Source organism: Wolbachia endosymbiont (group A) of Epistrophe grossularia, from assembly GCF_947251435.1.
Taxonomy (GTDB): Bacteria; Pseudomonadota; Alphaproteobacteria; order Rickettsiales; family Anaplasmataceae; genus Wolbachia; species Wolbachia pipientis.
Genome location: NZ_OX366363.1, coordinates 1,243,598 through 1,269,021 on the forward strand (window position 1 = coordinate 1,243,598; position 25,424 = coordinate 1,269,021).

Genomic DNA, 25,424 nt, shown 5'->3' on the forward strand with positions numbered 1-25,424 from the left:
TAAATTCCTTTTAAATCGTGCACATATTGTAGCCAAGCGAAGCTAAAATCTCTCTTTCTAGATTTTTCATTATAATTTCTTCATCTTTTTTTTGGTGATCATAACCAAGTAAATGCAGTAATCCATGCACTAACATGTGTGCAATGTGAGCAAGAATGGGTATACAATACTCATGCGATTCTCTTTTTATTGTGTCTATTGAAATTGCTATGTCTCCTAAATCGCACTCATTAGACAATTGTTCATACGGAAATGATAGTACGTTAGTTGGCTTATCCATTTCTCTAAATTTTAAATTAAGTTGATGTAGCAAGTCATCATCAGCCAGAGCTATTGATATATTTGGTTTATAGTGGTCTATTTTTAATTCTTTTAGAGAAGCATTGATGACGCCTAATACAAAATTTTTAGGATTTTCTATAATGCTGCACCATTTCTTGTCAAGAATATTTACTTCTAACATGAGTGACACATCAGTAAGGGTGTCATGCAAATAGCTGACACTGGAATCCAAAAAAGAAGAGTTATAGACCCTTGTGTCATGTACACAACTGTACGAATATTGTACACTAGAAGGATGTCATCCCAGTGCCTAGACACTGGAATCCAGGAATTTTGATTAGACATCAAGTTAGTGAATATAAAAGTAGCTAATCTTATATTAAAACACAACGGCTTTAATGTGGTTGCATTAAGGCTGGATTCCAGTGTCAAGCACTGGAATGACACCTTTGTGTTTGATGCAAAATCGGCTATAACGTTTAATGCACTGCCTTCGAGACAAATATTCATACAGCTGTGCGTTGTGTGCTGAGATGACATCATTTAGGAACTGAAATGACAGGTATTACACATCACTCATCCTTATTATTTCATTCCATTCAATTTCCGAAACTGGGGCAATTGATAAACGTGGTTGTTTTAATATAGTCATATTTTTCAAAAGTGGGTTTTGTTTTATATTATTTAACGTTACTTGGTTATTTAAAGGTTTCAAAAACTTTACATTCACTAATCCGAACTTGGGATCATTAACATGATAATACTCTTTAAATACTTCAACGATTCCAAGTATTGCTTTCTCTTTACCTGTATGATAAAAAAACGCAAGATCGCTTGCTTTCATAATTTTCATGTAATTTTGAGCTTGATAATTGCGCACACCATCCCACTCAACTACCTGATCCTTTTCCATTTTTTGCCATGAGTATTCACTTGGCTCTGACTTGAGTAGCCAAAATTGCATTATTTTTTTCTTCTTAAGTAAGCTGGTATATCATAGATATTGCTGCCCCACTTAGCTCCTTCGCTTACCTGTTCAGCTGGTTTTGTTTCCAGTGTTTTGTCTTGTGTACTTTCACTTTGACTATATGGCCACTTAAATTTCTCTTTCTCTGAGTCTTCGCTCTGACTTATAGGTGAAGTTTCTGATTTATTATTGCGACCATCAATGCCAGTTGCAAGAACAGAAACTCTAACTCTTCCCTCCATCGCTTGATCAAAAGTAGCACCAAATATTATATTTGCATTTTCATCTACTTCTTCACGCACTCTATTGGCTGCAGCATCAACTTCAAACAGAGTCATATCTCCGCCACCAGTAATGTTAATTAATATTCCTTGCGCACCTTTCATTGATACATTATCAAGCAATGGATTAGATATTGCAGCCTCTGCAGCACTAATTGCTCTATCTTCTCCTTCTGCCTCTCCGGTGCCGATCATCGCTTTGCCCATCTCGCTCATTACTGTTTCTATATCAGCGAAGTCAAGATTGATAAGCCCTGGCATGACCATCAAGTCAGTTACTCCTCTGATGCCAATGTGCAGAACATTATCAGCAAGTTTAAATGCATCAGAAAATGTAGTTTTTTCATTTGCAATTCTAAATAAATTCTGATTTGGAATGACAATAAGTGTATCCACGTATTTTTGCAGTTCTTCAAGTCCAAGCTCTGCAATGCGCATACGGCGCACACCTTCAAAACCGAACGGTTTAGTTACAACTCCAACAGTCAATATCTTTTTTTCTTTTGGCGCTCTATCCTTAACTGCGGCTCTTGCTTCTCTGGCTGCTTTTGCAATTACCGGTGCTGCACCGGTTCCAGTACCACCGCCCATTCCTGCTGTGATGAAAAGCATATGACTATCTTTTATATGCTCCATAATCTCATCAATTGACTCTTCTGCTGCACCTTTGCCAACATCAGGCAAAGCACCAGCACCAAGCCCCTTAGTTAAATTAATGCCAAGCTGAATTTTTTTATCACATAACGACTTTTCTAGTGCTTGAGCATCGGTATTTGCGACAACAAAATTCACTCCTTGCAAATTAGATTGGATCATGTTATTCACAGCATTTCCACCAGCACCACCCACTCCCACAACGGTAATCCTTGGGTGTAATATAGGCAACTCCGGCAGACTAAGATCAATAGACATTTAAATTACTCAAATTTAGCGAATTCACTTGATAATAAGTTACCGCTTTTTTAATAATATGCAAATACTTTTCACTTCTATAGGCGTAAATAGTAAACGGGATTTACTTATTCTTAACATTTATACTAATAAGTGCCGTTAATTATAATAACTAGATTCTTAGATGACATCACTTAACCGATGCAAAAAATAGAAAACGTTTATAAAAAGGGACAGAAACCTATCCCTTTTTATTTTGTTGAAGATTATTATATTGTCTGATCTTTCCCTTTCAATGCTTCAACTGCAACATCTTTTAATTTTGAGGCAACTTGATATGTCCCATAAACAGCAGCAACTGCAGCAATTGCCATTATGGCACCCGCAACTATCTGACCAGCAACACCTGTTCCGATAAATCCAGGTAATGAAGCAGCTATTGCTTGATTTGTTCCAACAAAGTAACTGGCAGTCTTAGCAAGAAACCCAGAAGCTTCTGCTGCACTAACAAAGCCTGCTTTCATATGCATTGCTGTAAAGACAACACTTGCAACTGCAAGCGGAAATAATGCTGTTCTCCCTTTATTATGCATAGCGTACTGACCAGCTCCACCAGCAGCACCAGGAATTCCCCAGTATTTTTCAGCTTGTATATATCCTTCTGAAATAGCATGAAAAATGCCATCCTCTTTTCTATACTCATAATTTGTTAATGCCATAACTCTACTCCTTAAATAGAATGTTAAAATTTCATTAAGGAAGCATATAGTAAAAAAAATTGCCTGTCAAGTAAACTAATTTTTTAATATACCTTTATTCTGTAATTGAGCGCTTCAGCAATGTGTGCTCTTTTTACTTCTTCACTTTTTGCAAGATCTGCAATAGTTCTTGCAACTTTTAATACGCGTGTGTAGCCTCGATTGGAAATGTAATTTTCTTTCAGTACGTATTTTAGCAATTCTAACCCTGCCTGATCTGGTTCAGTAAATTTATTAAATGCTTCACCGCTTACTTCTGAATTGCAACGAATATTTAATTCACTATAGCGCTCAGTTTGAACTTTTCTTGCTGCTATCACTCTTTCTCTTATAATTTTAGTACTTTCTCCCTCCACAGAGATTTCAGGAGAGAGTATGCTAACGTTTGGCATTTCAATGCATATGTCTATTCTATCAAGCAATGGGCCTGATATTTTGTTTTTGTAATCTGTGCCACACTTTGGAGCTTTGTTGCACGATCTGCTTGCATCACCTAAATAACCGCACCTGCAAGGGTTCATTGCAGCTATCAGTTGAAAATTGGCAGGGTAGGTTATGTGAGCATTTGCCCTTGCAACGGTAACTTTTCTATCTTCAAGTGGTTGGCGCAGAGAATCAAGCACGAGTCTTGGAAATTCAGGTAGCTCATCAAGAAATAACACGCCATTGTGAGCCATGGTAATTTCTCCGGGTTTTGCATTCTTTCCTCCTCCTATCATTGCTGGCATGGAACATGAGTGATGAGGTTCACGAAAGGGGCGAGTTACTTTGAATATTTCATTACCAGTTTTTGTTATGCTGGAAATAATATTAACATCAATCATCTCCTGTTCGGTTAAATCAGGCAGCAATCCTATAAAGCGCTTAGCAAGCATTGATTTTCCAGTACCAGGAGGGCCAACAAGAAGCATATTATGCCCACCTGCTGCTGCAATTTCAGCTGCTCTTTTTGCAACAACTTGGCCTTTAATATCCTTCATATCGGGAACCAATCTTTTTTCTTTGGGTGCATCACTATATTTAAAAATTACTGGCTGAATTAATTGCTCACCCTTAAAGTGTCTGATAATATCAGTTAATTTCTCTATAGCTAGAATTGAAACATTCTTTACCCATGAAGCCTCTACTCCATTTCCCCTTGGGCAAATTACTCCTTTATTTGCCTGTTTTGCATTGATCGCTGTTGGCAGCACTCCTGAAACTGGAATAACTCTGCCATCAAGGGCAAGCTCACCCATAATGATATAAGACTGAACTTTTTCAACTGGTATCACATTCATTACAACAAGTAGTCCAATAGCAATAGCCAAGTCATAATGACTACCTTCTTTCAGTAAATCCGCAGGGGAGAGATTAACTGTAATTCTTTTTGGAGGTAGTAGTAGATTGATTGAATTTAACGCTGCTCTGATGCGTTCTTTGGATTCCGCAACAGTTTTATCTGGCAATCCAACAATATTAAAAGCTGGAATACCATTTGCCATATGAATTTGTGCATTGACATTTACTGTGCTAATTCCCTGAAGCGCAACGGTATTTATATTTGCAATCATAATATATTATATAAAATTGTTAATACAATATATTAAAGAAGCGATGAAGTAAAGGCTACAGCAATTAAAGATGGCTTAACTTAGCAAAAAAGTGTAGTATTCTATCACTTTGCTGATTACAAATGTTTATAAGGATAATCACTTTTTTCTTACTATATTCAAGTACGGCTTTTTGTAGTGATTGTAATTTTAATTTACCATACTGTGGGCTCAGTTGTAATCTAGATCTATCATATAGAAATTTAAGTAATATAAAAAAATTATTGAATAACGACGATAAGTTTGTTGCGCTTACGTTTGATGATGGACCGTCTAACAATAGAGTAAACGATATTATTAATGTTCTGGAAAGCTATGAAGCAAAAGCAACATTTTTTGTGCTTGGTGAACGTATAAATGAAAAAACGTCTGAAATAGTAAAGAAAATTCATGAATCAGGTCATGAGTTAGGCAATCACTCTTGGTCGCATAGGAAGTTGACATCACTTTCAAGTGAGGAACAATTGCAAGAATTGGAAAAGACAAATACAGCAATTAAAAATGCAATAAAACAAGATGTAAAATGGTTTCGTCCGCCATATGGATGTTATGACGATAATCTGATTGAAAATACTGATCAATTAAATATGTATTCAATATTATGGACAGTTGATTCGCTAGATTGGCAAGGTGATAAGCCAGAAACTTTAGTTGAAAGAGTTTTAAGTAATGTACATAATGGAGCAGTTATACTGTTTCATGATCACAATAACAGGTCAAACACAATTGAAGCTTTACCTCATATTATTAAAATACTAAAAAAATCAGGTTATAAGTTTGTGACCTTAAGTGAGTGGGAAAAAAGGGTTTGTAATACGGTAAAAGCCAGAAGTGTAACAATAAAAGAGGGGAAAAAAGTGCGTTTTGAAGGAATGTTATGTGGACAAAAAACAAAGTCTTTAACCGCAGAGCATTCATATTAGGTGGTATTCAGCTTACCATTTCTGCGGTTTTTAGTTGCAGGTTATATAATTTACAAATACGAAACAGACAAAAGTACGAAGCACTATCTAATAGTAATAGAATAAGAGTTGCTACTATTATGCCTAAGCGGGGCAAAATTTTAGATAGGAATAGCATTGAACTTGCGATGAACAAAATTTCGTATGTTGTTTTGTTTGATGGTTCTGGTAAGGAAGTTGATTTGCAGACATTATCAGAAGTCGAGTCTAAAATAGCAAAATCGTCAGAAAAAATAACTGCTCTTTATAAACGTTATTACCCGTTTGGTTCAATGTGTTCTCATGTAATCGGATATACAAAAAGACAGCAAGGCATAAGCGAAGTAGGAATCAGCGGTATTGAATATACATATGATCATATATTGAAAGGCAAGTCAGGAAAATCTGAGCAGGAAATAAATTCTAAAAAACGCGTCATAAAAGAATTATCAAGCATACCACAACAAGACGGACAAGATGTACAACTGACAATTGATATTAATCTGCAAGAGAAAACCGCAGAGGTATTTAAAGATCACCAAGGCTCCGCAGTGGTAATTGATGTAAATAATGGAGAAATTTTAGCATTATATAATTCACCTTCTTACGATAATAATCTTTTTGCTAGCAGGCTATCAAATGAGACTTGGGAGAGCTTGAATGCTCCTTCATTACCGCTTGTGAATCGTGCGTTATCATATCAAATTCCACCTGGTTCAATATTTAAAGTAATAGTTGCGCTTGCGGGTTTAAAAGACGGGATAATAACACCAGAAGAGAAATTCTCGTGCAAGGGCTATATGAAAATAGGTGAGCGGAAATTTCGTTGTCTGAAAAGCAAAGTCCATGGGTATGTATCTTTAAATGAGGCAATGGCATTATCATGCAACACTTACTTTTATAATATAGGGAAAAAAATAAGTGTAGACTCTCTGGTAGAAATGGCCAGAAAATTTGGTATTGGAAGTGGGCCACTGATTGGAACGTTTAAAGAAGAAGCTCCAGGGTTGTTGCCAGATAGAGATTGGCGTACACGAAAGCTATATTCGCAGTGGTATTTAGGTGACACTATCAACTTAGTTATAGGACAAGGGTATATGCTTACAACACCACTACAGCTTGCAGTTCTTGCAGCGAGGATTGCAACAGGAAAAGAGGTAATTCCCCGCATTAAGATGAATGAAACGATACAAGATTTTCCCGATATTGATGTGGATTGTGAGCATCTTAGCATAGTTCGAAAAGCTATGTTTGATGTGGTGAATTCTAAAACTGGAACCTATAAGAAAGGGCTAAGCGGTATACAAATTGCTGGCAAAACCGGTACACCAGAAATAAACTCTAAGGGCGAAAGTCATAAGTTATTTATCGCCTATGGCCCTTACCATAACCCGCGCTATGCAATCTCTGTGTTTATAGAACACGGCAAAGCCCCACGCCAAGATGTTGCTATAGCTAATGAAATATTTCAGTATATGCTTGAAACTATGAGTATTAAACTTCTTGCATAACCATATAACAAACTTTTATTGGGAATAGAAACGAAAAAACTTACTTGACACCCTTCGCCAGCGCCCTTATCATGATAGTGAAGCTATTGTATTTGCTTTCGCCAATCTGCAGATTAAAAGGTAAGGATTACTTAATGTATCGGCGTCTTATGTTCAATTTTTTGCAGTATATAGATACTGTATGTCTTTACAAAACTTCATCTACATCTAGATTTTTATCTAAATAAGCTGAACGCGCTTATAAAGCGTTACAAGACATCAAAAAATGCCAATACTCGACAGAGATAGTAAAAGACTAGCTAACTCGGGGATTCTTTGTCTTTTTTTCTGCTTAGTAAATTTCTTAAACATTTGCAGCGTAAGTTAGTTGCAATTAAAAGCGGCTGAATCTCGCTTGTCAAGCGTTTAAAACATAAAAAACGCCAATATTTTAAAGCGGATAATAACCCCAGGGTTTCTTTTGCCTTTTTTTTCATTTGGTAAATTTCTTAATATTTATAGCTAAACAACAACCGTCATCCCGCTACGTGTTAGCGGGATCTATGCTTTGAGATACCGCGAATGAATCGCGGTATGACGGTGTAGATGATGGTTAAGTAATTCGTCATCCCGCTGCTTGTTAGCGGGATCTATGTTAAGGTATAGTAGGGGGATCTATGTTAAGAGATACCGCGAATGAATCGCGGTATGACGGTGTAATGATGGTTAAGTAATTCGTCATCCCGCTGCTTGTTAGCGGGATCTATGTTAAGGTATAGTAGGGGATCTATGTTAAGAGATACCGCGAATGAATCGTGGTATGACGGTGTAGATGATGGTTAAGTAATTCGTCATCCCGCTGCTTGTTAGCGGGATCTATGTTAAGAGATACCGCGAATGAATCGCGGTATGACGGTTAAGTAGGGTGTCATTCCAGTGCTCCTTTTTTTGTCATCCCAGCGTCACGCGTTGGTTTCAACATTATATCATGAACTTTCTAAAATTCATTGAACTGTGCTTTCAAACGGTAGTGCCGGGGTGTGAGTATAACGATTATCAGTATATAAAAGTCATAGCAGATAGGCTGGAAGCAGCGAGCGCTGGTGAAGTGAAACGAATAATATTCAATATGCCTCCGCGCTCGATGAAGTCCATGTGCATAAGCGTTGCGTGGCCCGCATGGATACTGGGAAACCAACCAACTGCGAGAATAATAGTTGCAAGTTATTCTCAGCGGCTCAGCGAAAAGCACTCGCTCGACACCAGGTGCGTGATGCAGTCTAGTTGGTATAGAGCGCTATTTCCAGAGATAGAACTATCCAAAGACCAGAATACAAAATATAAATTTCAAACAGTGCAGAGAGGATACAGAATCGCAACATCAGTTGGTGGAACACTAACTGGTGAAGGTGGTGATTTTATCATTGTGGACGATCCGCTCAGTTCTGCTCAAGCTTTGAGTGAAACGCTTAGAAAGCGTGCCACAAACTGGTTTGATCAGACTTTAGTAACCAGGCTGAACGATAGAAAAAAAGGAGTCATCGTTCTTGTAATGCACAGGCTACACCAGGAGGACTTAACTGGACACCTTCTCTCCAAGCCAAAAAACATATGGCATCATATTTGTTTGCCAATGATTTCTGAAAATAAGCAGGTTATTTATTCAATCAAAAAGCCAATGCCTCCCGTTCCTGTCATCCGAGTAGCTCAGCACTGTGCGACCAGGCGATTATATAATAAACCAGCGTCACCTGTAAGGATATTATATTCAAGAGAAGAAGGTCAGTTGCTATATCCCCTCGATGGAGGAAAAGAAGAAGTTGAGATAATAAAAGCTGAACTTGGGAGTTACGCTTTTGCTGCTCAATATCAACAAAACCCTCTGCCGCTTTCAAGTGGTATAATTAAACCAGAGTGGTTGAAACGCTATAAAAAATTTCCTGATAATCTCTCGCATATAACACAAAGTTGGGATACTGCGGTTTCAACAAGTAACATGAGCAACTTTAGTGTCTGCACCACCTGGGCAAAAATAGATAATAAATTCTATTTACTCGACGTATATCGCGCAAAGCTTGAGTATCCAAAGCTTAAAGAACAGGTTTTGTCACTAGCTGCAAGATGGTCACCACACGCAATTTTGATTGAAGCAAAAACGAGTGGTCAGCAATTGGTGCAAGAGCTAAAGACAAACAGTGATTTACCGATTATTGAAATAGTGCCACATGATGACAAGCTCACTCGATTTCATCAAATTGTTCCGATTATAGAGTCTGGCAAGGTTTTTCTGCCACATCAAGCAGTATGGCTGAACGATTTTGAGTATGAGATTTTAATGTTTCCTGAAACGCGCCACGACGACCAAGTGGACAGTACCGTGCAATATTTGCAGTGGGTGAGAAACAGTACCTCCAGGGTTGCAGCTATACGAGCATTGTGATTTGAGTCTACCAGTACTGGGATGACAGCTAGGAGACAACCGTCATCCCGCTGCTTGTTAGCGGGATCTCTTGTTAGCGCCGCGGCGGTATGACGTAGGATTGTTGTCATTCCGCTACTTGTTAGCGGCTGAGATACCGCGGCGGTATGACGGTTCGCGGCGGCATGACAATAAGCTCGTCATTCCGCTACTCGTTAGCGGAATCTATGCTGAGATATCGCGGCGGTATGATGTAGGGAAACCTTTCTTGGGTTAGCTATATCAATAGCATTGCTTTAAAAAGAGTGCCCATATTTTCAGTCAACCTTAAGAATTCACTAAAGATCCTATTCTTTTGTTCATCACTTGCGCTTTTCATTAAAGCCTGGGTTCTTTCTTTTATGCCAAAAAGATATAAAAATTCCCTTTGAGTTAAAATCTCACAATCTACATGCTTTAATGGATCTCTTAACGCTTGAAAGTTCACAAGTGCGGTAATATCACTATTACCAACATTCTCAAGAAAATTAGCATACTTATGTTGTTTTATCGATTGCAAAGTGCTCTTATATGCGGGGTATACATAACCGTAATCTACAATCAAAGCAGCTCCTTTATTATTATATATCTTCTTCTCAAGTTTTTTTAATATTTCAACCCCAACTGAACATATTTCCACCACTGCACCATTAAAAAATTTTCCATTTGTCATCTGAGTAGCTGACACTGGAATCCATGATTCTTTTTTTCTGGATTCCAGTGTCACGCACTGGCATGACACCAAGAGACTGCCATCATCTTGTTTTGTCACCATATTTTCATACCACCCCTCATCATGATATACAAACTGATCTATCGGAAGAGCGTCAAAGAACTCATTTGCTAAAAAAATGGTTGGTTGTTCTGGTAGGTTGTCAATATTTTTGTGCCAATTAATACCTAAACCCTTTAATTTTTCCTTTTGTATCTTCTGTAAAGTAGGGCTTATTTCAACTAAGTGGATCAACATTGAATTAAAAAAGCTGCTGTATTTTTTAGTGACTCTTATTATATCGTGAATGAGTGTTCCTTTGCCTGGCCCAAGTTCAACTAGAGAAAATTTTGATGGCTTTCCTAATTTTTCCCATGTATGCATTATCCAAACTGCAATTACTTCACCAAATAATTGGCTGATCTCAGGTGCGGTAGTAAAATCACCATCCTTACCAAGCGGTAATTTACTTGTATAATAGCCGTATTTTTCATGGTACAAAACGGCATTCATGAAATCACTGATGGATATTGATCCTTGACTTTTGTCAATTAATTCGTGTATATAAGTGAGCATGTTATTAATAAATGTTTAACTATAGCGTGCCATAATATAAAATAGTAGAGTATTTATATATATAGTATAAACTTAAGTTTGTGAGTAATAGTGCTTCAGTTATGGACGACAAAAACACCGATTATGTTGCCCTTATACCTCAAGATGATAGTATTGAATACAAATTTGAAGAAGCTGTCAATTTTATAGAAAACAAGGTTATAAATGCTGATGGGCTAACTTTAGCGGAAGTGTTTCAAGTGCTAGTTCAAATGCTAAATGGTGATCTAGAATTGGTAAAAAAAGTACTAGCATGTGCTAATATTATGGCAAAGCATGGAATGAAGGTAGCAAAAGAGTCGCAATTAAGCAGAGCTGATGTTCGCCGAGCTTTGGAAGGTAGAGAAAGTGTTGTCAATAGACAAGATTTTATAAAGAAACCACCTCTTCCACCTGCTATAAAATCGACCAAAAAGAAAAGTAGAGGTCTTTAGATGGCTGAATCTATAAAAAAATTTACTGTACAATGTGACTTCAAAGGACAAAGTTCACCTTTTGCAATATACATAGGAAATCCAAAAAGTGATGCTCATCCAATTCATCATCAAGATTCCTGGCTTGTAAAAGAACGTGGAGGGAATATTCCTAATAAAGTAAAAGAAAGTCTACAAAAATTATATAAACTATCTCAAGAAAATGGAGTCTCTTTCTCAGAGTTATGCGCGTATGCCATTACTGTGGTTAGTAATAATGATAAAAAAAGTGACGACAAGGAGTAAGATAGTTTAATCCCTCAATATTTCATTTATAGAGATTTTCGATCTCGTCTTTTCATCCACTTTTTTTACTATGACTGCACAATAGGTTGAAATGTTATTTTTCGATGGAATAGACCCTGGTACCACTACAGAATAAGGTGGCACTTCGCCGTAAAATACCTTGCTAGTTTCTCTATCAATAATCTTTGTTGATGCCCCAATAAACACACCTATGCCAAGGACTGATCCTTCTCTCACTACCACACCCTCGGCCACTTCGCTACGTGCTCCAATAAAGCAATTATCTTCTATAATGACAGGTGAAGCTTGAATAGGCTCAAGAACTCCACCTATTCCCACTCCACCGGAAATATGACAGTTTTTTCCTATTTGCGCACAGCTACCAATCGTTGACCAGGTATCTATCATTGTTCCTGAATCAACATATGCACCAACGTTGATAAAACTTGGCATTAGAACAACATTTGTACCTATATAAGCAGATCGGCGAACAAAACACCCAGGAACTGCTCTAATTTTTAACCGGCGAAATTTCTCCTCATTCCATTCACTAAACTTGTTACCGATCTTATCAAACCAGCAATTGGTATTGTCTATTATTTTGCTTTCTTCAGTGAGAAAATGTAATAATATTGCTTGCTTTATCCACTTATGTACTACCCATTCTCCACTTGATAGCTTTTCTGCTACTCTAATTTTGCCACTATCAAGGAGCTCAATTACCTCTTTAATTGCTATTCTTGCTGTTTTCTTTAGATTACAGTCATTAAATTTTTCTCTATTTTTCCAAATATCTTTTATCTCACTCTGTGTTTTTTTTAGTTGCAAACCTTCCATTTGTTATATATATATTGATATTAAATTTGTAGCTCTGTATCATTTGAGCTTGTTACTACTTTATATGTAAGTGCTATGAAAATACAATGTAATAGTTGTACTAAAACTTACTTAGTATCTCCTAAGCAAATTGGCGCGTCTGGAAGAAAGGTAAAATGTACGAACTGCAATCACATATGGCATGAATATCTAGAAGAAGTGTCAAACAAACAGCACTCTGCTAATATACAGGAAAAAAAAGTTAGTGGAAGAAATTTTTTACAAAATCTAGCATTTACCACTCTAGCTTTTGCAACAGCTACGGGGTTATGCGTCGTAATAGCTAATGGCATCTTTCCTAGAGAGATGAACAAAGCATACAAAACGATCAGTTTATACAAGGATTCAATAAGCTATAAATTAGGGTACAAAAAAGAACAAACAGAAAGTCCAAATGTAAAAAAACTTGCTGTAAATAAGTTTTATCAAGACTACCTTTTTTTATCTAATTTAAGATCTAGTTAAATAGGCATAAGCCGTCGCCGGTATCGGTATTCAGTTTCTATAGCTACTCAGATGGTGCTTAGGGTGACAGAGTTTTAAAAATAAGTTATTTTTTAGCAAAAAAGGCAGCTCATGAGTATTAAAATTGCACCTTCTATACTTTCAGCAGATTTTGCAAAATTAGGGGAAGAAGTAAGAAAAATTAGCGATTTAGGTGTAGATTACATACACATAGACGTTATGGATGGGAATTTCGTTCCAAATATTACAATTGGTCCTAGCGTTGTCTCTGCAATACGTAAATATAGCAATCTTCCTTTTGATGTGCATTTAATGGTCAAATCTCCTGGTAACCACATTGAAAGCTTTATAAATGCTGGTGCTGATATTATCACTGTACATGCAGAAGCAGAGATACACCTTGAGAGGTTGATAAGAAAGATAAAGTCATACAAAGATGTAAACGATGCAAAAAAACCGATTCAAGCTGGAGTCTCAATTGTTCCTTCAACTTCCCCAAGTGTGCTTGAATATATAATACATGAGCTAGATATTGTGCTGATTATGACAGTCAACCCTGGCTTTGGAGGGCAGGAATTTATTCATTCACAGTTGAACAAGATATCTACTATAAAAAAAATGATACAGGAGCGTAATCTTAAAACACAAATTTCAGTAGATGGTGGAATTAACTTTTCTAACGCAGCTGATATAATAAAAGCAGGTGCAGATATTTTAGTTGCGGGATCGGCGATATTCAAGGCTGAAGATATTAAGAAGGCCATAAACTATCTTAAAAATCCATTGTTGTGACCCTATATAGCTAAAGTGGCTTAGGTTTACCTACAATTTGAAAAACAACAAATTCGTCATTCCGCTACTCGTTAGCGGAATCTATGCTGAGATACCGCGGCGGTATGACGTAGAAAAACCTTTCTTGGGTTGTATCCGTTCAGCTAAGCGGTGTGAGAGATGATAGATAAGAGGTTTTGGAAAGCCCATTTGTTTCCATGTCAAGTATAATGAAATTATCCGTTCAAGTTCCCCACTTCGATTGGGTAAAATATGAATTTTTGCGATAAACGACATAATGCCGTATCTGCTGTTCAGCATGTTTGTTTGTCAGCGGAATGTTTTCTGGGTCATCTAAAAAATTCCACATTATTCTTTCAGATTTCAAAATATTTTTTGCAACTCGAGAAGCTCCAATTGCTTCAGGTAAACGGCTTCAAGTAATACCTTGTACGTTTTCGCAATTTTCTGGCACGTCTGGTAAATCTAAAAACATCTATCTCATTTTTTAGCAAGGCCTTTTTTAGTGCAAATAATTCAGTGGCTACGTTTCTTAAGTAACAGCCCAGAACTTTAACTTCAACTATGTGCTAATCTTTCAAAATCTCTTGATAAATGTGCCCAACAGATTTGCCTGTTCTTATCGGCAAAGTAGTTGTATGCTGCGTACCTGTCGTAAGCTATTGCGATTGCAGAACTTACTATTTTGTAAAACCTTCATTCCTCTTGACTCTGTCAATTTTATAAAACTTGCTGTATTACTGGCAAACATCCAGCACCAACCAAGTTTACCTTTGTTATAATGGCTCGTTTCATCGATATGCAGAACTTCACTTTTACTTACTTCTTGCTCGATTTGCTCATATGCTTCTTGGCATTTTTCTGCAACTCTAGCCTCGCTATTTGACACGCTACCAACACTGATGTCCAGGTTGAAAATATTTTTTATAATATTTGCTACTTCTCTTTTCGAGTTCTTGTAAAATCCGCTCAGCGCCGCGATTGTTGACTTAACTTTTGGACCAAATGTATCCGCAGTAACACCTTCTGGTAGCCTGCTACTTTTTCTTTTTCCACACTTGCAACAGCGGCCATTGGTATTCCACAACATAAGGCTTAATTTCTGGCAAATCAACTTTTTGATGAATGTATGGCTCTTTCGATATCGCAATTTCTCCTCCGCACTCGCAAGAACTCTATTTTCACCACTTCATCTGCTTCCATTTTAGGGCGATACTTTCCTTCATGCCCAATCTGTGCCCCTATTTTCCTGTCACTTTTTTTCTTTTTCTTCTTTAGCTTGTATAACTCTTTTGAGCTCGGTATCGATGAATTTTGTGAATTCAGACCTAGTCTTTCTTTCAATTCAGCATTTTCGATTCTTAGCGCCTTATTCTCAGATCTAAAATTTTCGTTTTCTATCTCTAACCTCTTTATCTCTGCTTTTAGTTGCTCTATCTCTATTTTAAAGCTTTCACAGAGCTTGAGAAGACTAGCTAGTAGATCAGACATATTTACCACACATACTACTTGTGATATTATGTTTTTAGCACTCCTTGTCTACTTTTTATTTTACCGCTCCGCTGAACGGATACCTTTTTTTTACTGTTTGAGTATGTAAGGATTATGACGACCTATCCCAAACCTCAACTATATCCTCACTAAACTCTATTATCTTTGTTTTTTTAAACTGATAACAGTTGTTAATGAATTGAATCCCTAAATCTCCTACAAAAGGAGTGGCATCATTGCCTAAAATTTTACCACTGCGGCATATTATCAACCTGTTGATTAAATTACACTTTAATAGTTCTGTGATTAACACTCCTCCACCTTCAACTAATAACCTTGTTATACCGATTTCTGAAACAAGTTTTAATGCCATGTCCTTTAGGCAGGCTTTGCCTGCATCGTTTGAATTGACTTTCAAGTAGTTAATGTTTTTTATTTTTTTCTCTACTTCTTTATTTGTGATGACCCAAGTTATTACTTTGTCTGCAGTCTTTGCAATGTTATGCTCTTCCTTTAATCTCCCTTGACTATCTATAATTAGCCTTATTGGCGATCTACTTCCGAGTCCTGGTAATCTGCAAGTTAAGAGTGGATCATCATTAATAAGAGTATTGCTGCCGATCATAATTGCATCATATTTCGTTCTGAGCTCATGCACCCAGTTTCTCGTATTTTCACTTGTTATCCATTTGCTATCGCCTGTAAATGTTGCGATTTTTCCGTCAAGAGTTGTTGCGACTTTGCAAGCTATAAATGGTCTATGTAATTCTTTAGTGGTGAAAAAACCGACATTCAGTTCTTCTGCTTCTTTTTGCATAATACCTTGCTCAACTTCAATTCCTGCTTCTTTCAGAGCTTTAATGCCTCCACCTGAAACTCTACTATCTGGGTCAATAGTTGCAATTACTACTCTTTTTATGCCAGCTTTTATGATTTTTGCAGTGCAAGGCCCCGTGACTCCGTGATGACAACATGGCTCAAGAGTGATATATATAGTTGCGCCATGAGTTGAATCTTTAGCGTTTTGCAAAGCGACTACCTCCGCATGCGGACGCCCACCAATCCCTGTATATCCCTCACTAACAATTGTACCATCTTTTACAATAACACACCCGACAGCAGGATTTGGTGCAACATTTCCAAGATTTTTTTCTGCAAGCCTTAATGCAATTGACATGAAATGATCATCAGTCATTAGAAAGAAGTCATTTCGTATGAGGTATCAAAAATTCTTCTGTGCTCGTGTATAGCAAATCTATCTGTCATACCTGAGATATAGTCACATATTATTACTGAACGCTGAGATTCACAAGCGAGTTTGCTCCACTCTGTGGGAAGTAATCCTGGGTTTTCATAAAAACATTGAAAGAGTTCCTGTATTATGCGTTTTGCTTTGTTCATCGTTCTACTCAGTTTATAGCTTCTGTATATTTTCTCCATGTTGAATCTTTTCATTTCTTTTGTAGCATTCGCAACTTCTGGTGAAAATGTGACTAGCATTTTATTTAGACTTCTTACGTCTTCTACGCTTTTTATTTTGTGATCTTCAATATTTCTTTCAGTCTGAGAAACAACATCACTTATCATAGTTCCTATAGTTCCACTCAGTGATTCATGTATGAGTTTGCTCTGAGGCAATTCTGAATATCTGCTCCTTATGTCTTTAAACATTTTTTCAATTAAAGGAACATTCAGCAAATCTTCGATGGTTACTAAATTCGCCCTGAGTGCATCATCAAGATCGTGAACACTGTAAGCAATATCATCGGCAATTGAAGCAACTTGCGCTTCAATGCTTGAAAATTCTTCAAGTTTTAGATCATATTTTTTGTTGTATTCTAATAACAGCTGATTATTTGTAGAAGACTCCGCGTTTTGACCAAGCAAGGGACCGTTATGTTTTGCAACTCCTTCAATCACCTCCCAACTTAGATTCATACCATCAAAATCAGCATGTTTTTGTTCGAGGTAAGTTAAAATCCTTATAGCTTGAACATTATGATCAAACTCATACTTCTCGTTATCAAGATTCAAATCTTGAACTGATTTCTTTAGAGCATCTTCACCTGCATGACCAAATGGAGGATGACCAAGATCATGTGCGAGCGCTATGCATTCAGTGATATCCTCATTTAAGCCAAGTCTACGCGCAATGGACCTTGCAATTTGTGCAACTTCAAGGCTATGAGTAAGCCGAGTGCGATAGTAGTCGTGCTCATAATTGATAAAAACTTGTGTTTTGTACTCCAATTTTCTAAACGCATTAGAGTGAATGATACGGTCCCTATCACGCTGAAAGCAGCTGCGATTCTCATCTTCTGGCTCTTTGAAGTATCTCCCTTTTGTTTTGCTTGGAAAACATGCATAATTTAATAGAAAATTATTGTTTGACATGTAAAATTTCTACTATAATAAGTTATCAATAATAAACGGTGGTTACTATGTCAACAAATTACAACATCAACTTAACTGATAATGCACTAAAAAAAATCCACTCTCTTGCAGAGCAGGAAGGGGATAAGAGTTCCATTTTACGGGTTGCAGTTTCAGGTGGTGGATGTTCTGGCTTCAAATACAATTTTCTTATGGATCAAATGAATAAAAATCTATCTTTGGATGATGAAGACGATGATTACGATGATGAGTTTGATGACGAAGACGAAGATGATGACTATGAAGAAAGTGAGGACTATAGAAGCCACTCCAGTTTTAGCGAAAAAGGTAAAGATATAGTAATTAATGATGAAAATGGAAACCCTGTATTAATGGTTGATAATTGTTCAGCAAAATTTTTAAATAACTCAGTTATAGATTATACTGAGGATCTCAGTGGTTCTGGTTTTCAAATAAAGAATGCCTTTGCTAAGTCTCAATGTGGTTGTGGTAACAGTTTTTCGGTTTAATTATTACTAAAACTTAGATGCCTTCTGGATCTTTTAAACATGGGTGGTAATGTAGCACTAGAACTAACTTCCGTAGATAAAAGCTTCAAGAACAATTCTGCTGTTGTAAAGGATATCAACTTAAGTGTCACAAGAGGGCAAGTAGTAGCGCTGATTGGCGATTCAGGTGCAGGGAAAACAACTATATTGCAAATCGCAGGCTTGTTGGACAAGCCAACTTCAGGTATAGTTACGATAGATGGAATAAATTGCACACAAGCCAGTAATAAGCATAAAACTCATGTAAGAAGAAATTTTCTTAGTTTTGTTTATCAATTTCACTATTTGTTACAAGAGTTATCGGTGTTGGAAAATATTATGCTTCCTCAACTCATTGCAGGAAAAAGCAAAGCTGAAGCAAAAAAAAATTCGCAAGCAATGTTGGAAAAATTTGGTCTGGAAAACAAAGCAAGTAGCATGGTATCTGAAGTTTCGGGTGGGGAAAGGCAGAGAGTTGCAATTGCAAGAAGCATTGTAAATTCTCCAAAGCTTTTACTTGCAGATGAGCCAACAGGAAATTTAGATCCAACAAATTCTTTTAAGGTGTTTTTACTGCTACATTCATACGTAAAGGAAAATAACAGCTCTATGCTTATAGTAACACACAATCATCTCCTTGCAGAAAAGGCAGACTGCATTTTCCAATTGAGAGATCGATCATTAGTGAAGTTGTGAATAGGAAAAATAGCACAATTTCTATGCCCTATACTTATCTAACCAATGATCATTAACAGAGTATAACTCGCATGAAATGCTTTCATTGCTTTTTATACATGGACTTTTTAACTTACGCTGTTTACTTAGGGAACACCCCGATAACATAAACACAGCTAAAACAAAAAATAATAGCTTTTTAAACATAACAAAACCTTTTCATTTATATTACTACACTCATTTCTCTTGTTTGTAAAGATTAGGCATATTCTTTTACCCTTACCTCTTTTTTGACCTTTTGAAAAGAAATAGTTGCACTATTCAAGCGCAGTTTTATATAATTGTCCACGATTTGAGTCACTTCCTCTTCTTTATCCTTTAGAAAGTGATTAGTATCATCTATCATATGGTATTTCATGTGATCACTTCTTACTGAATTTATCAACCTTTTTGCTAATTCTGTTACATCGCTTTCTTCTGAGATTGTATCATTACTGCTTTGTATTATAAGCCCAGAAACTGGACAGGGAGAAAGAAAAGAAAAATCGTACTTAGTTACCGGAAGAGAAAGAGCAATAAAACCCACTATCTCAGGGCGGCGCATTGTTAGCTGCATAGCCACCCATGCTCCAAAAGAAAAACCAGCGATCCAAATTGGAACATTGCTAGGATTATGTTCCTGAAGCCAATCAATGGCTACCGCAGCGTCAGTTAATTCTCCTATACCCTTATCAAAAGTTCCGGTAGATTTTCCCACACCACGAAAGTTAATTTTCAATGCAGAAAAATTGTTATCGATAAAAGACGTATATGTACTATGTACAATTTTACTATCCATATTACCACCATATTGAGGATGATGATGTAAAACCAGCACAACCGGCGCGTTGGCATCTTTGCTTTGGTGGTATTCACCTTCTATCTTTCTTGTTGCATTATTTAAAAAAACTTCAACCATGGTAACTCCTAATAAGAACCCGCTTGACAGGTATTGATGACGTGAGTTATTAATTATGTATTAATTTCGCTGTTTTTGCAATAAATTTTTTATCGTGTTAAAGCTAACGTACATAGTTATGGCTATAGTTGATGGTAAACTTATTTAAGTGACAGATGAATCCATTCTCTTTAGAAAATAGTGGTTGCGTATATGCTGATTACAATGCAACTGCTCCAATTAGTGAAAATGTAAAAAAAAGTATATTTGAGGTCTTGTCAAAACAAACGCTCAATCCATCATCACTACATAAGAGAGGACAAGAAGCGAGGAAGATTCTTCAGGATGCAAGAGATAACGTACGTGGTGCTATTGGCGTTTCAAGTGATAAAGAAATAGTTTTTACGTCTGGTGCAACTGAAGCGAATAACCTTGTTATGAGAGGAATAGCAGGCTACCTGCATATAATTTCAGCTATAGAGCATCCTTCAATTCTTAATTCTGCATGTAATCCATATATAATACCTGTTAATCAGGAGGGCATTGTTGACTTTTTAGAGCTAGAAAAAATTCTAAGCGAACTTAAAGGAAACAAAGCAATAGTTTCAGTTATGATGGCAAATAACGAAACCGGAGTTATTCAACCTATTGAGGAAATAGCTGAAATAGCCCACAAATTTGGAGCAATTTGCCACACTGACACTGCTCAAAGTGTTGGGAAAATTAAAGTTAATATGGAAGATTTAGGAGTGGATTTACTCACTTTATCCGCCCATAAATTTGGCGGTGTAGCAGGCAGTGGAGTTTTAATATTCAATAAAGAACTTGCGATAGAACCTATTATAATAGGTGGTGGACAAGAGAAGGGATTTCGTGGTGGTACGGAAAATATTGTTGCAATTGCAGGCCTTTCTGCTGCACTGCAAAATATTCCAGATCTTTTATCAAAAATGGATGAAGTAAAGGAGCTACGCGATCAATTAGAGTGTGAATTATTAAATCTTGCCAGTGACATAAGAATCTTCGGTAAAAACTCTAAGAGGCTGCCAAACACAAGTTTTATTTATATGCCAGGAGTAAAGAGTGATGTGCAGCTCATGCATTTTGACTTGAATTATATTGCAGTTAGTAATGGCTCCGCATGTTCTTCTGGAAAAGTTGAGCCTTCCCATGTTTTGCTTGCAATGGGGGCAACAAAAGAGCAAGCAGAGTGTTCAATTAGAATCAGTATAGGTCCAGAAACTAAACCACAAGACATAAAAAAAATAGTGGATTGTTGGTATAATATCTACAAGCAGAACACCTTGGTATAGATAATACGTGGTATCATGCAGGCACTGGCCGAGCATTAGATGTAAAAAATTACTTTACAACCCCGCGGTATCTCTAGATCCCGCTAACAAGCAGCGGGATGACGGTTGTTAGGCTAGCTGTCATCCAAGTAGCTGACACTGGTTCCTTTATGACGGCAGTGCCCCTATGGTGTCATTCCAGTGCCCTGACTACTTGGATCTAGCAAGCTTTGCTTGCAAATAAGTCTAATACGTGTCGCGTTTTATGCCAAAACACAATTGGAGTTACATGCAAAATAGATCCCAGACTGGGATGACAAAAAAAGAGCACTGGAATGACACCATTTGCTGTGCAATTTACCTTCAAAAATGAATGTTCGTACAGCTATGGATTCATTCGCGGTATCTCACCATAGATCCCGCTGACAAGCAGCGGTATGACGGTTATCAGTAAACATGAATTACTTTAGCTATGCAATCAGGCTTCCTAAAAACACTTTGTAGCCAATCAATTCTTGAGTATAAAAAAAATTCCTTTAATAATAAGGTATGCTAATCAGGAATTTAATAAAACAAGCAACTCAAGTAGGAAGCAGTGAAAATGCAATACGGTATGTCGAATATCTCTATCAATTTGAGAAGTTTAGAAACACATTAAACCTCACTTTGTCACTAATAAAGCAAAATAGGCTTTCGTTTGAGATATACCAAGAGGGATTAGTGGATATGGAAGAGGGAGTGTGTAAGACAATCAGGTCTTCCAGTGTAAATAGATATGTTATTGTACTGAGGAAGTCAAACCCATACATTATAGTGCATGAACTTTCACACATGGTTGAAAATGAACTGAACTTAAATTTGGAGCAGGAATTCCTCCATAAAGTTTACCAGGATATTGAGCAGAACCTAAAGCAAGCAAATATTCTTGTGCAGAAAATTATCGGCCAAGTTATATTTAAGGAGATACAGGCTTATCAAACTGCAAAATCACGTGCATCTGAGTTATTTGCACGCTATTTTGAGCTATTTGCTTGGGCGCAGGAGGTTTACCCTAAAGATAAAGAATACTTAATCCGCACTCAAGACTTAAACAAAGTGTTCCTTGCTACTGACCAATGGAAAAAGAGCTACCTTGATTCACAAATGATGGAGAGAATAGATAAGGAAATCAAGGAATACAGCAATAAAACTGCCACTAAAGACGTAACCAAAGTGCAAAGCAGTTGGACTAATAAATTTTCTCCTGGGGGCAAAAAAATTAGCTCTATATTTGGAGATGATGATTAGCTTATAGTGCAGGCCAGACGTCATACCGCCGCGAACCGTCATACCGCGATTCATTCTTTTGGTGTACGAACATTGCAATTTGCAGGTAATTTGAGTAGTAGATGGTGTCATTCCAGTGCTTGACACTGGAATCCAGGAATTTGGATTGGGCACTAAGTTGGTGAGCATAAAAGTGGCTGATCTTATGTTAAAACACAACGTTCTTGATGAGATTACGGCAAGGCTGGATTCCAGTGTCAAGCACTGGAATGACACCATTTGCTGTGCAGTTTACCTTTAAGAATGAATGTTCGTACAGTTGTGCGCGGTATCTCATCAGCTAACACGTAGCGGAATGACGGTTGTCGGTAAATCTTTTAGCTATAGAAGTTAATTTTGCAGTTAACTTCTACAGCGTTTCAAAGTATAGTTTTGGTAATACAGTAACTAAATATACATGAAAACCATTTTAGCTGTTGAAACAAGCTGCGACGAAACTGCAGTAGCGATTGTAAATAGTGACAAGCAAGTCCTTGCTCACGAAATTCTCTCCCAAGCAGAACACAAAAAACGTGGTGGGGTGATCCCTGAAATAGCTTCACGTGCTCATATGAAGCATTTAAGTGGTCTAATAAAAAGCGTCGTGGAAAAATCTAACCTTAACTTTTGTGACCTCAATGCAATTGCAGCAACGTCAGGACCAGGACTCATAGGTGGATTAATAGTTGGTACAATGATGGCTAAAGCAATTGCGCATGTAGCACAAAAACCGTTCATTGCAGTGAATCACTTAGAAGCGCATGCATTGGTTATTAGGTTACTGCATGAGGTAAAATTTCCATTTTTAGTCCTACTAATATCAGGTGGTCACTGTCAATTTTTAATTGCACAGGATGTAGGTAAATACATTAAACTTGGAGAAACGCTCGATGATTCACTAGGAGAAGCATTTGATAAAGTTGCTAAGATGCTGGGTTTAAGCTATCCCGGAGGGCCATTAATTGAAAAGTTAGCTAAAAAAGGCAATGGTGCAAGATTTAAATTGCCAAGGGCAATGATAAAACGTTCTGGATGTAACTTTTCGTTTTCTGGAATTAAAACAGCAGTAAAAAACTTAGTGCAAGAACTTAAAATGAGCGAGCAAGATGTGTGTGATGTATGTGCTTCTTTTCAAGAGTGTATTAGTGACATACTGCTGGACAGGGTTAGTAATGCGATTATTATGGCCGAATCTTTAAATATCAAAATCAATGACTTTGTGATTACCGGCGGAGTTGCAGCAAATAATTTCTTGAGAGAAAAATTAAAACAACACATAAACTTAAACATATTTTTTCCTCCCAACAACCTATGTACAGATAATGCAATAATGGTTGGATGGGCAGGAATTGAAATGTTACAGAAAAGCTATATAGATTCTCTCAATTTTGCACCAAGACCTAAGTGGGAGTTAGAGAGTTATTAAAAGCTCTCAATTCTGAATTATAGCTAAAGTGACTTAGGTTCTCTAATTGCACATAAGTCAACAATAATTTTCACACAAATCAAAACAGCATATCTTCTCCATAATCCTTGGTAATTTTACATAAGTTAAAAGTAGCATATGGTTCTCTCCGCGGTCTGAGATGACAATAAATTTGTCAAGCCGCATTATACTTGTTAGGCGGAAGTGGACGGCAACATGTTTACCACGAAGTCTAACTAAGTTCTTGCTTGTCCCTTCCATCGGCATTGCTATCTTTATTTTCAATAAAATTATTGTCCTATGCTCTTTTGATGTTTATTGATAATAAAATTCTGTTTTATCAACCAACATCCTATGCATAATTACAGCTAATTTTCTTGCTACTGCTACAATTGCTTTTTTCATTCCTTTTTTCTTCGCAACCCCAGTTTTTTAATTTAAATGTCCTCTTGGTAACTGTAAGCATTGTTTGTGCAGCTTCATATAACATACTTCTACATTCCGCTGGTCCCATCTTTGATATGCTGCCATGCCGATCAACTTCTCCAGAAGAATATTGCCTTGGTGTCAACCCTATATATGCTCCAACTGTATCAGATTTCTCAAACCTATGTGGGTTATCAATTGCAGCTTTATAGCTCTTCTCATAATAGTCAGAACAAATCATAAAAAAGCAGAATCAACAGCTTGACGGAAAGACTGAAAAATAGGGATATTTTTTCTAGCTCTGTTCTTTATAGCAAACCAATGATGCTCAATTTCGTTAAAGTCTGGAGAATATGGAGGAAGATAAAGAATTTCAGCACCTACTCCTTTAGCAAGATCATCGATTTTTTTAGATTTATGGAAAGCAGCGTTATCAAGAATTACAGTTTGGCCAGACCTTAAAATTGGAGTCAAAAACTGCTCAAACCAAGCCTCAAAAACATCCTTGTTGCAGTATCCCTCAAAGGTCAATGGAGCAATGATTTTCTTTTTATTTAGAGCTGCAATCATACTGACACGCTGAGTTTTTTTACCTGATTTTAGTGAATGAAACCTCTCTCCTTTTCTGCAATATCCGTATGGGTAGTCTTCTGTATTGTCTATCCCAGATTCGTCAATATATACAAGATTTTCAGGATATTTTGTTGCTATAACCTTTGCAAATTGAGCTCGCTTTTCTTCATTTCTTTCTTTATATCCGTAGGTCTTTTTTTCTTGTAAAGCCAATATTTTTAAGTGCGCGGTGAATCGTTTGTCGACTGATATTGCCCCAGAGTTTAGCCATCTCTGACTGAGTTTTGCCGCCATGGTTTTTTGCAAATTCGGTGAAGACATTCCAGTCGGTAATTTTATGGTTATATCCTACGCTTCCAGGCTTTTTTGACTGAAAATCTCCTGTTTCCTCACGCCTTTTCTGCCACTCATATAAAGTCGTTTTTCCAATTTTAAATCTCTTGGCAACAGTTGCTCTACTTTCTCCCTCATCCAATGCTTCCATTGCTTTTTTCCTTAAGTCATAACTATACGCTGCTGGCATACAAACCCCACTACCA

At 37.0% G+C, this 25,424-nt stretch carries 27 protein-coding genes and 2 pseudogenes; 15 read left to right on the top strand and 14 right to left on the bottom strand.

What is annotated here, in order from left to right; all coding sequences use genetic code 11:
- Positions 1 to 10 precede the first annotated feature (10 nt).
- Positions 11 to 463 (bottom strand): rRNA maturation RNase YbeY, encoded by a 453-nt coding sequence (gene ybeY, locus OPR28_RS06180; RefSeq protein ID WP_253303271.1) that lies wholly within the window; start codon positions 461 to 463, stop codon positions 11 to 13.
- A 24-nt stretch (positions 464 to 487) separates the two neighbouring features.
- Between ybeY and OPR28_RS07045 the strand changes: the two genes are divergently transcribed.
- Entirely contained in the window at positions 488 to 619 is a 132-nt protein-coding gene (locus OPR28_RS07045) for a hypothetical protein (protein WP_259348783.1), read from the top strand.
- Positions 620 to 634: 15 nt separating this feature from the next.
- The gene (locus tag OPR28_RS06190) at positions 635 to 814 is read left to right on the top strand and encodes a hypothetical protein (RefSeq protein WP_022626337.1); all 180 of its coding nucleotides are present in this window, start codon (positions 635 to 637) and stop codon (positions 812 to 814) included.
- Between the two features lie 33 nt (positions 815 to 847).
- Here the strand turns inward: OPR28_RS06190 and OPR28_RS06195 are convergent, their stop codons facing one another.
- From OPR28_RS06195 to OPR28_RS06210, 4 genes are all read right to left on the bottom strand, one after another.
- Positions 848 to 1,246, bottom strand: a complete 399-nt coding sequence (locus OPR28_RS06195) for an EVE domain-containing protein (RefSeq protein ID WP_077188253.1) — start codon at positions 1,244 to 1,246, stop codon at positions 848 to 850.
- Positions 1,246 to 2,442, bottom strand: a complete 1,197-nt coding sequence (gene ftsZ / locus OPR28_RS06200; protein ID WP_010962790.1) for a cell division protein FtsZ — start codon at positions 2,440 to 2,442, stop codon at positions 1,246 to 1,248. Before ftsZ ends, OPR28_RS06195 begins: the two co-directional genes overlap by 1 nt.
- 248 nt (positions 2,443 to 2,690) lie before the next feature.
- Complete coding sequence (locus OPR28_RS06205; protein ID WP_264329516.1) at positions 2,691 to 3,140, bottom strand: hypothetical protein; 450 nt, start codon at positions 3,138 to 3,140, stop codon at positions 2,691 to 2,693.
- Between the two features lie 83 nt (positions 3,141 to 3,223).
- Positions 3,224 to 4,732: a YifB family Mg chelatase-like AAA ATPase gene (locus tag OPR28_RS06210; RefSeq protein WP_095742738.1), complete on the bottom strand. Its 1,509-nt coding sequence runs from the start codon at positions 4,730 to 4,732 to the stop codon at positions 3,224 to 3,226.
- Positions 4,733 to 4,854: 122 nt separating this feature from the next.
- Here OPR28_RS06210 and OPR28_RS06215 point away from each other — a divergent pair, with 122 nt between their 5' ends.
- The 3 genes from OPR28_RS06215 (at position 4,855) to terL (ending at position 9,642) form a co-directional block, all read left to right on the top strand.
- A complete protein-coding gene (locus OPR28_RS06215) occupies positions 4,855 to 5,694 on the top strand; it encodes a polysaccharide deacetylase family protein (protein ID WP_264706004.1) in 840 nt (279 codons plus the stop codon).
- Positions 5,649 to 7,223, top strand: a complete 1,575-nt coding sequence (locus tag OPR28_RS06220) for a penicillin-binding transpeptidase domain-containing protein (RefSeq protein ID WP_209472678.1) — start codon at positions 5,649 to 5,651, stop codon at positions 7,221 to 7,223. The genes OPR28_RS06215 and OPR28_RS06220 overlap by 46 nt, the downstream gene beginning before the upstream one ends.
- Before the next feature lie 967 nt (positions 7,224 to 8,190).
- Positions 8,191 to 9,642, top strand: coding sequence for a phage terminase large subunit (gene terL, locus OPR28_RS06225; RefSeq protein WP_265023704.1), 1,452 nt, complete (start codon positions 8,191 to 8,193; stop codon positions 9,640 to 9,642).
- A 256-nt stretch (positions 9,643 to 9,898) separates the two neighbouring features.
- On the opposite strand, the gene OPR28_RS06230 is transcribed toward terL, so the two are convergent.
- Complete coding sequence (locus tag OPR28_RS06230; protein WP_209473138.1) at positions 9,899 to 10,948, bottom strand: class I SAM-dependent methyltransferase; 1,050 nt, start codon at positions 10,946 to 10,948, stop codon at positions 9,899 to 9,901.
- A gap of 101 nt (positions 10,949 to 11,049) precedes the next feature.
- Between OPR28_RS06230 and OPR28_RS06235 the strand changes: the two genes are divergently transcribed.
- Both OPR28_RS06235 and OPR28_RS06240 read left to right on the top strand, forming a co-directional pair.
- Positions 11,050 to 11,421 carry a hypothetical protein gene (locus tag OPR28_RS06235; protein WP_022626336.1) on the top strand — a complete coding sequence of 124 codons (372 nt, stop codon included), beginning with the start codon at positions 11,050 to 11,052 and terminating at the stop codon, positions 11,419 to 11,421.
- Complete coding sequence (locus OPR28_RS06240; protein ID WP_010962783.1) at positions 11,422 to 11,706, top strand: DUF2610 domain-containing protein; 285 nt, start codon at positions 11,422 to 11,424, stop codon at positions 11,704 to 11,706.
- A gap of 6 nt (positions 11,707 to 11,712) precedes the next feature.
- Here OPR28_RS06240 and dapD read toward each other — a convergent pair whose 3' ends face one another.
- Complete coding sequence (gene dapD / locus OPR28_RS06245; protein WP_264339475.1) at positions 11,713 to 12,543, bottom strand: 2,3,4,5-tetrahydropyridine-2,6-dicarboxylate N-succinyltransferase; 831 nt, start codon at positions 12,541 to 12,543, stop codon at positions 11,713 to 11,715.
- Positions 12,544 to 12,618: 75 nt separating this feature from the next.
- On the opposite strand from dapD, the gene OPR28_RS06250 reads away from it, so the two are divergent.
- Together OPR28_RS06250 and rpe are read left to right on the top strand one after the other, a co-directional pair.
- Entirely contained in the window at positions 12,619 to 13,047 is a 429-nt protein-coding gene (locus OPR28_RS06250; RefSeq protein ID WP_182366253.1) for a zinc-ribbon domain-containing protein, read from the top strand.
- 111 nt (positions 13,048 to 13,158) lie between these two features.
- Positions 13,159 to 13,839 (top strand): ribulose-phosphate 3-epimerase, encoded by a 681-nt coding sequence (gene rpe / locus OPR28_RS06255; RefSeq protein WP_265023705.1) that lies wholly within the window; start codon positions 13,159 to 13,161, stop codon positions 13,837 to 13,839.
- 143 nt (positions 13,840 to 13,982) lie between these two features.
- Here the strand turns inward: rpe and tnpC are convergent.
- The 3 genes and pseudogenes from tnpC to OPR28_RS06270 form a co-directional block, all read right to left on the bottom strand.
- Positions 13,983 to 15,330 (bottom strand): annotated as a pseudogene (tnpC, locus tag OPR28_RS06260) (IS66 family transposase).
- A gap of 112 nt (positions 15,331 to 15,442) precedes the next feature.
- Complete coding sequence (gene ribD / locus OPR28_RS06265) at positions 15,443 to 16,525, bottom strand: bifunctional diaminohydroxyphosphoribosylaminopyrimidine deaminase/5-amino-6-(5-phosphoribosylamino)uracil reductase RibD (RefSeq protein ID WP_265023706.1); 1,083 nt, start codon at positions 16,523 to 16,525, stop codon at positions 15,443 to 15,445.
- Complete coding sequence (locus OPR28_RS06270; RefSeq protein ID WP_070356885.1) at positions 16,525 to 17,724, bottom strand: deoxyguanosinetriphosphate triphosphohydrolase; 1,200 nt, start codon at positions 17,722 to 17,724, stop codon at positions 16,525 to 16,527. The genes ribD and OPR28_RS06270 overlap by 1 nt, the downstream gene beginning before the upstream one ends.
- Positions 17,725 to 17,771: 47 nt before the next feature.
- Between OPR28_RS06270 and OPR28_RS06275 the strand changes: the two genes are divergently transcribed.
- Positions 17,772 to 18,233, top strand: a complete 462-nt coding sequence (locus OPR28_RS06275; protein WP_010081891.1) for a HesB/IscA family protein — start codon at positions 17,772 to 17,774, stop codon at positions 18,231 to 18,233.
- Between the two features lie 39 nt (positions 18,234 to 18,272).
- A complete protein-coding gene (locus OPR28_RS06280) occupies positions 18,273 to 18,947 on the top strand; it encodes an ABC transporter ATP-binding protein (RefSeq protein WP_007549198.1) in 675 nt (224 codons plus the stop codon).
- A gap of 238 nt (positions 18,948 to 19,185) precedes the next feature.
- Here the strand turns inward: OPR28_RS06280 and OPR28_RS06285 are convergent, their stop codons facing one another.
- Positions 19,186 to 19,884, bottom strand: coding sequence for an alpha/beta hydrolase (locus tag OPR28_RS06285; protein ID WP_265023707.1), 699 nt, complete (start codon positions 19,882 to 19,884; stop codon positions 19,186 to 19,188).
- Between the two features lie 155 nt (positions 19,885 to 20,039).
- Between OPR28_RS06285 and OPR28_RS06290 the strand changes: the two genes are divergently transcribed.
- Both OPR28_RS06290 and OPR28_RS06295 read left to right on the top strand, forming a co-directional pair.
- Complete coding sequence (locus OPR28_RS06290) at positions 20,040 to 21,176, top strand: cysteine desulfurase family protein (protein ID WP_265023708.1); 1,137 nt, start codon at positions 20,040 to 20,042, stop codon at positions 21,174 to 21,176.
- 528 nt (positions 21,177 to 21,704) lie between these two features.
- Complete coding sequence (locus OPR28_RS06295; protein ID WP_182319399.1) at positions 21,705 to 22,442, top strand: WD_0702 family putative metalloprotease; 738 nt, start codon at positions 21,705 to 21,707, stop codon at positions 22,440 to 22,442.
- Positions 22,443 to 22,478: 36 nt separating this feature from the next.
- On the opposite strand, the pseudogene OPR28_RS07175 reads toward OPR28_RS06295, so the two are convergent.
- Positions 22,479 to 22,580: pseudogene (locus OPR28_RS07175) on the bottom strand (WPE palindromic element domain-containing protein); the annotation flags it as partial.
- On the opposite strand from OPR28_RS07175, the gene OPR28_RS06300 reads away from it, so the two are divergent.
- Complete coding sequence (locus OPR28_RS06300) at positions 22,558 to 22,722, top strand: hypothetical protein (RefSeq protein ID WP_022626335.1); 165 nt, start codon at positions 22,558 to 22,560, stop codon at positions 22,720 to 22,722. The pseudogene OPR28_RS07175 and the gene OPR28_RS06300 sit on opposite strands and share 23 nt — an antisense overlap.
- Positions 22,723 to 22,878: 156 nt before the next feature.
- Positions 22,879 to 23,886, top strand: a complete 1,008-nt coding sequence (gene tsaD / locus OPR28_RS06305) for a tRNA (adenosine(37)-N6)-threonylcarbamoyltransferase complex transferase subunit TsaD (RefSeq protein WP_265023709.1) — start codon at positions 22,879 to 22,881, stop codon at positions 23,884 to 23,886.
- A gap of 352 nt (positions 23,887 to 24,238) precedes the next feature.
- Here the strand turns inward: tsaD and OPR28_RS06310 are convergent, their stop codons facing one another.
- Complete coding sequence (locus tag OPR28_RS06310) at positions 24,239 to 24,553, bottom strand: IS110 family transposase (protein ID WP_265023710.1); 315 nt, start codon at positions 24,551 to 24,553, stop codon at positions 24,239 to 24,241.
- Positions 24,550 to 25,408, bottom strand: a protein-coding gene (locus OPR28_RS06315; RefSeq protein ID WP_265023237.1) for an IS630 family transposase whose coding sequence is annotated in 2 segments (ribosomal slippage) — positions 24,550 to 25,084 and positions 25,083 to 25,408 — 861 coding nt in all. Because the reading frame shifts where the segments join, the coding sequence is not laid out codon by codon here. The genes OPR28_RS06310 and OPR28_RS06315 overlap by 4 nt, the downstream gene beginning before the upstream one ends.
- Positions 25,409 to 25,424: the final 16 nt, after the last annotated feature.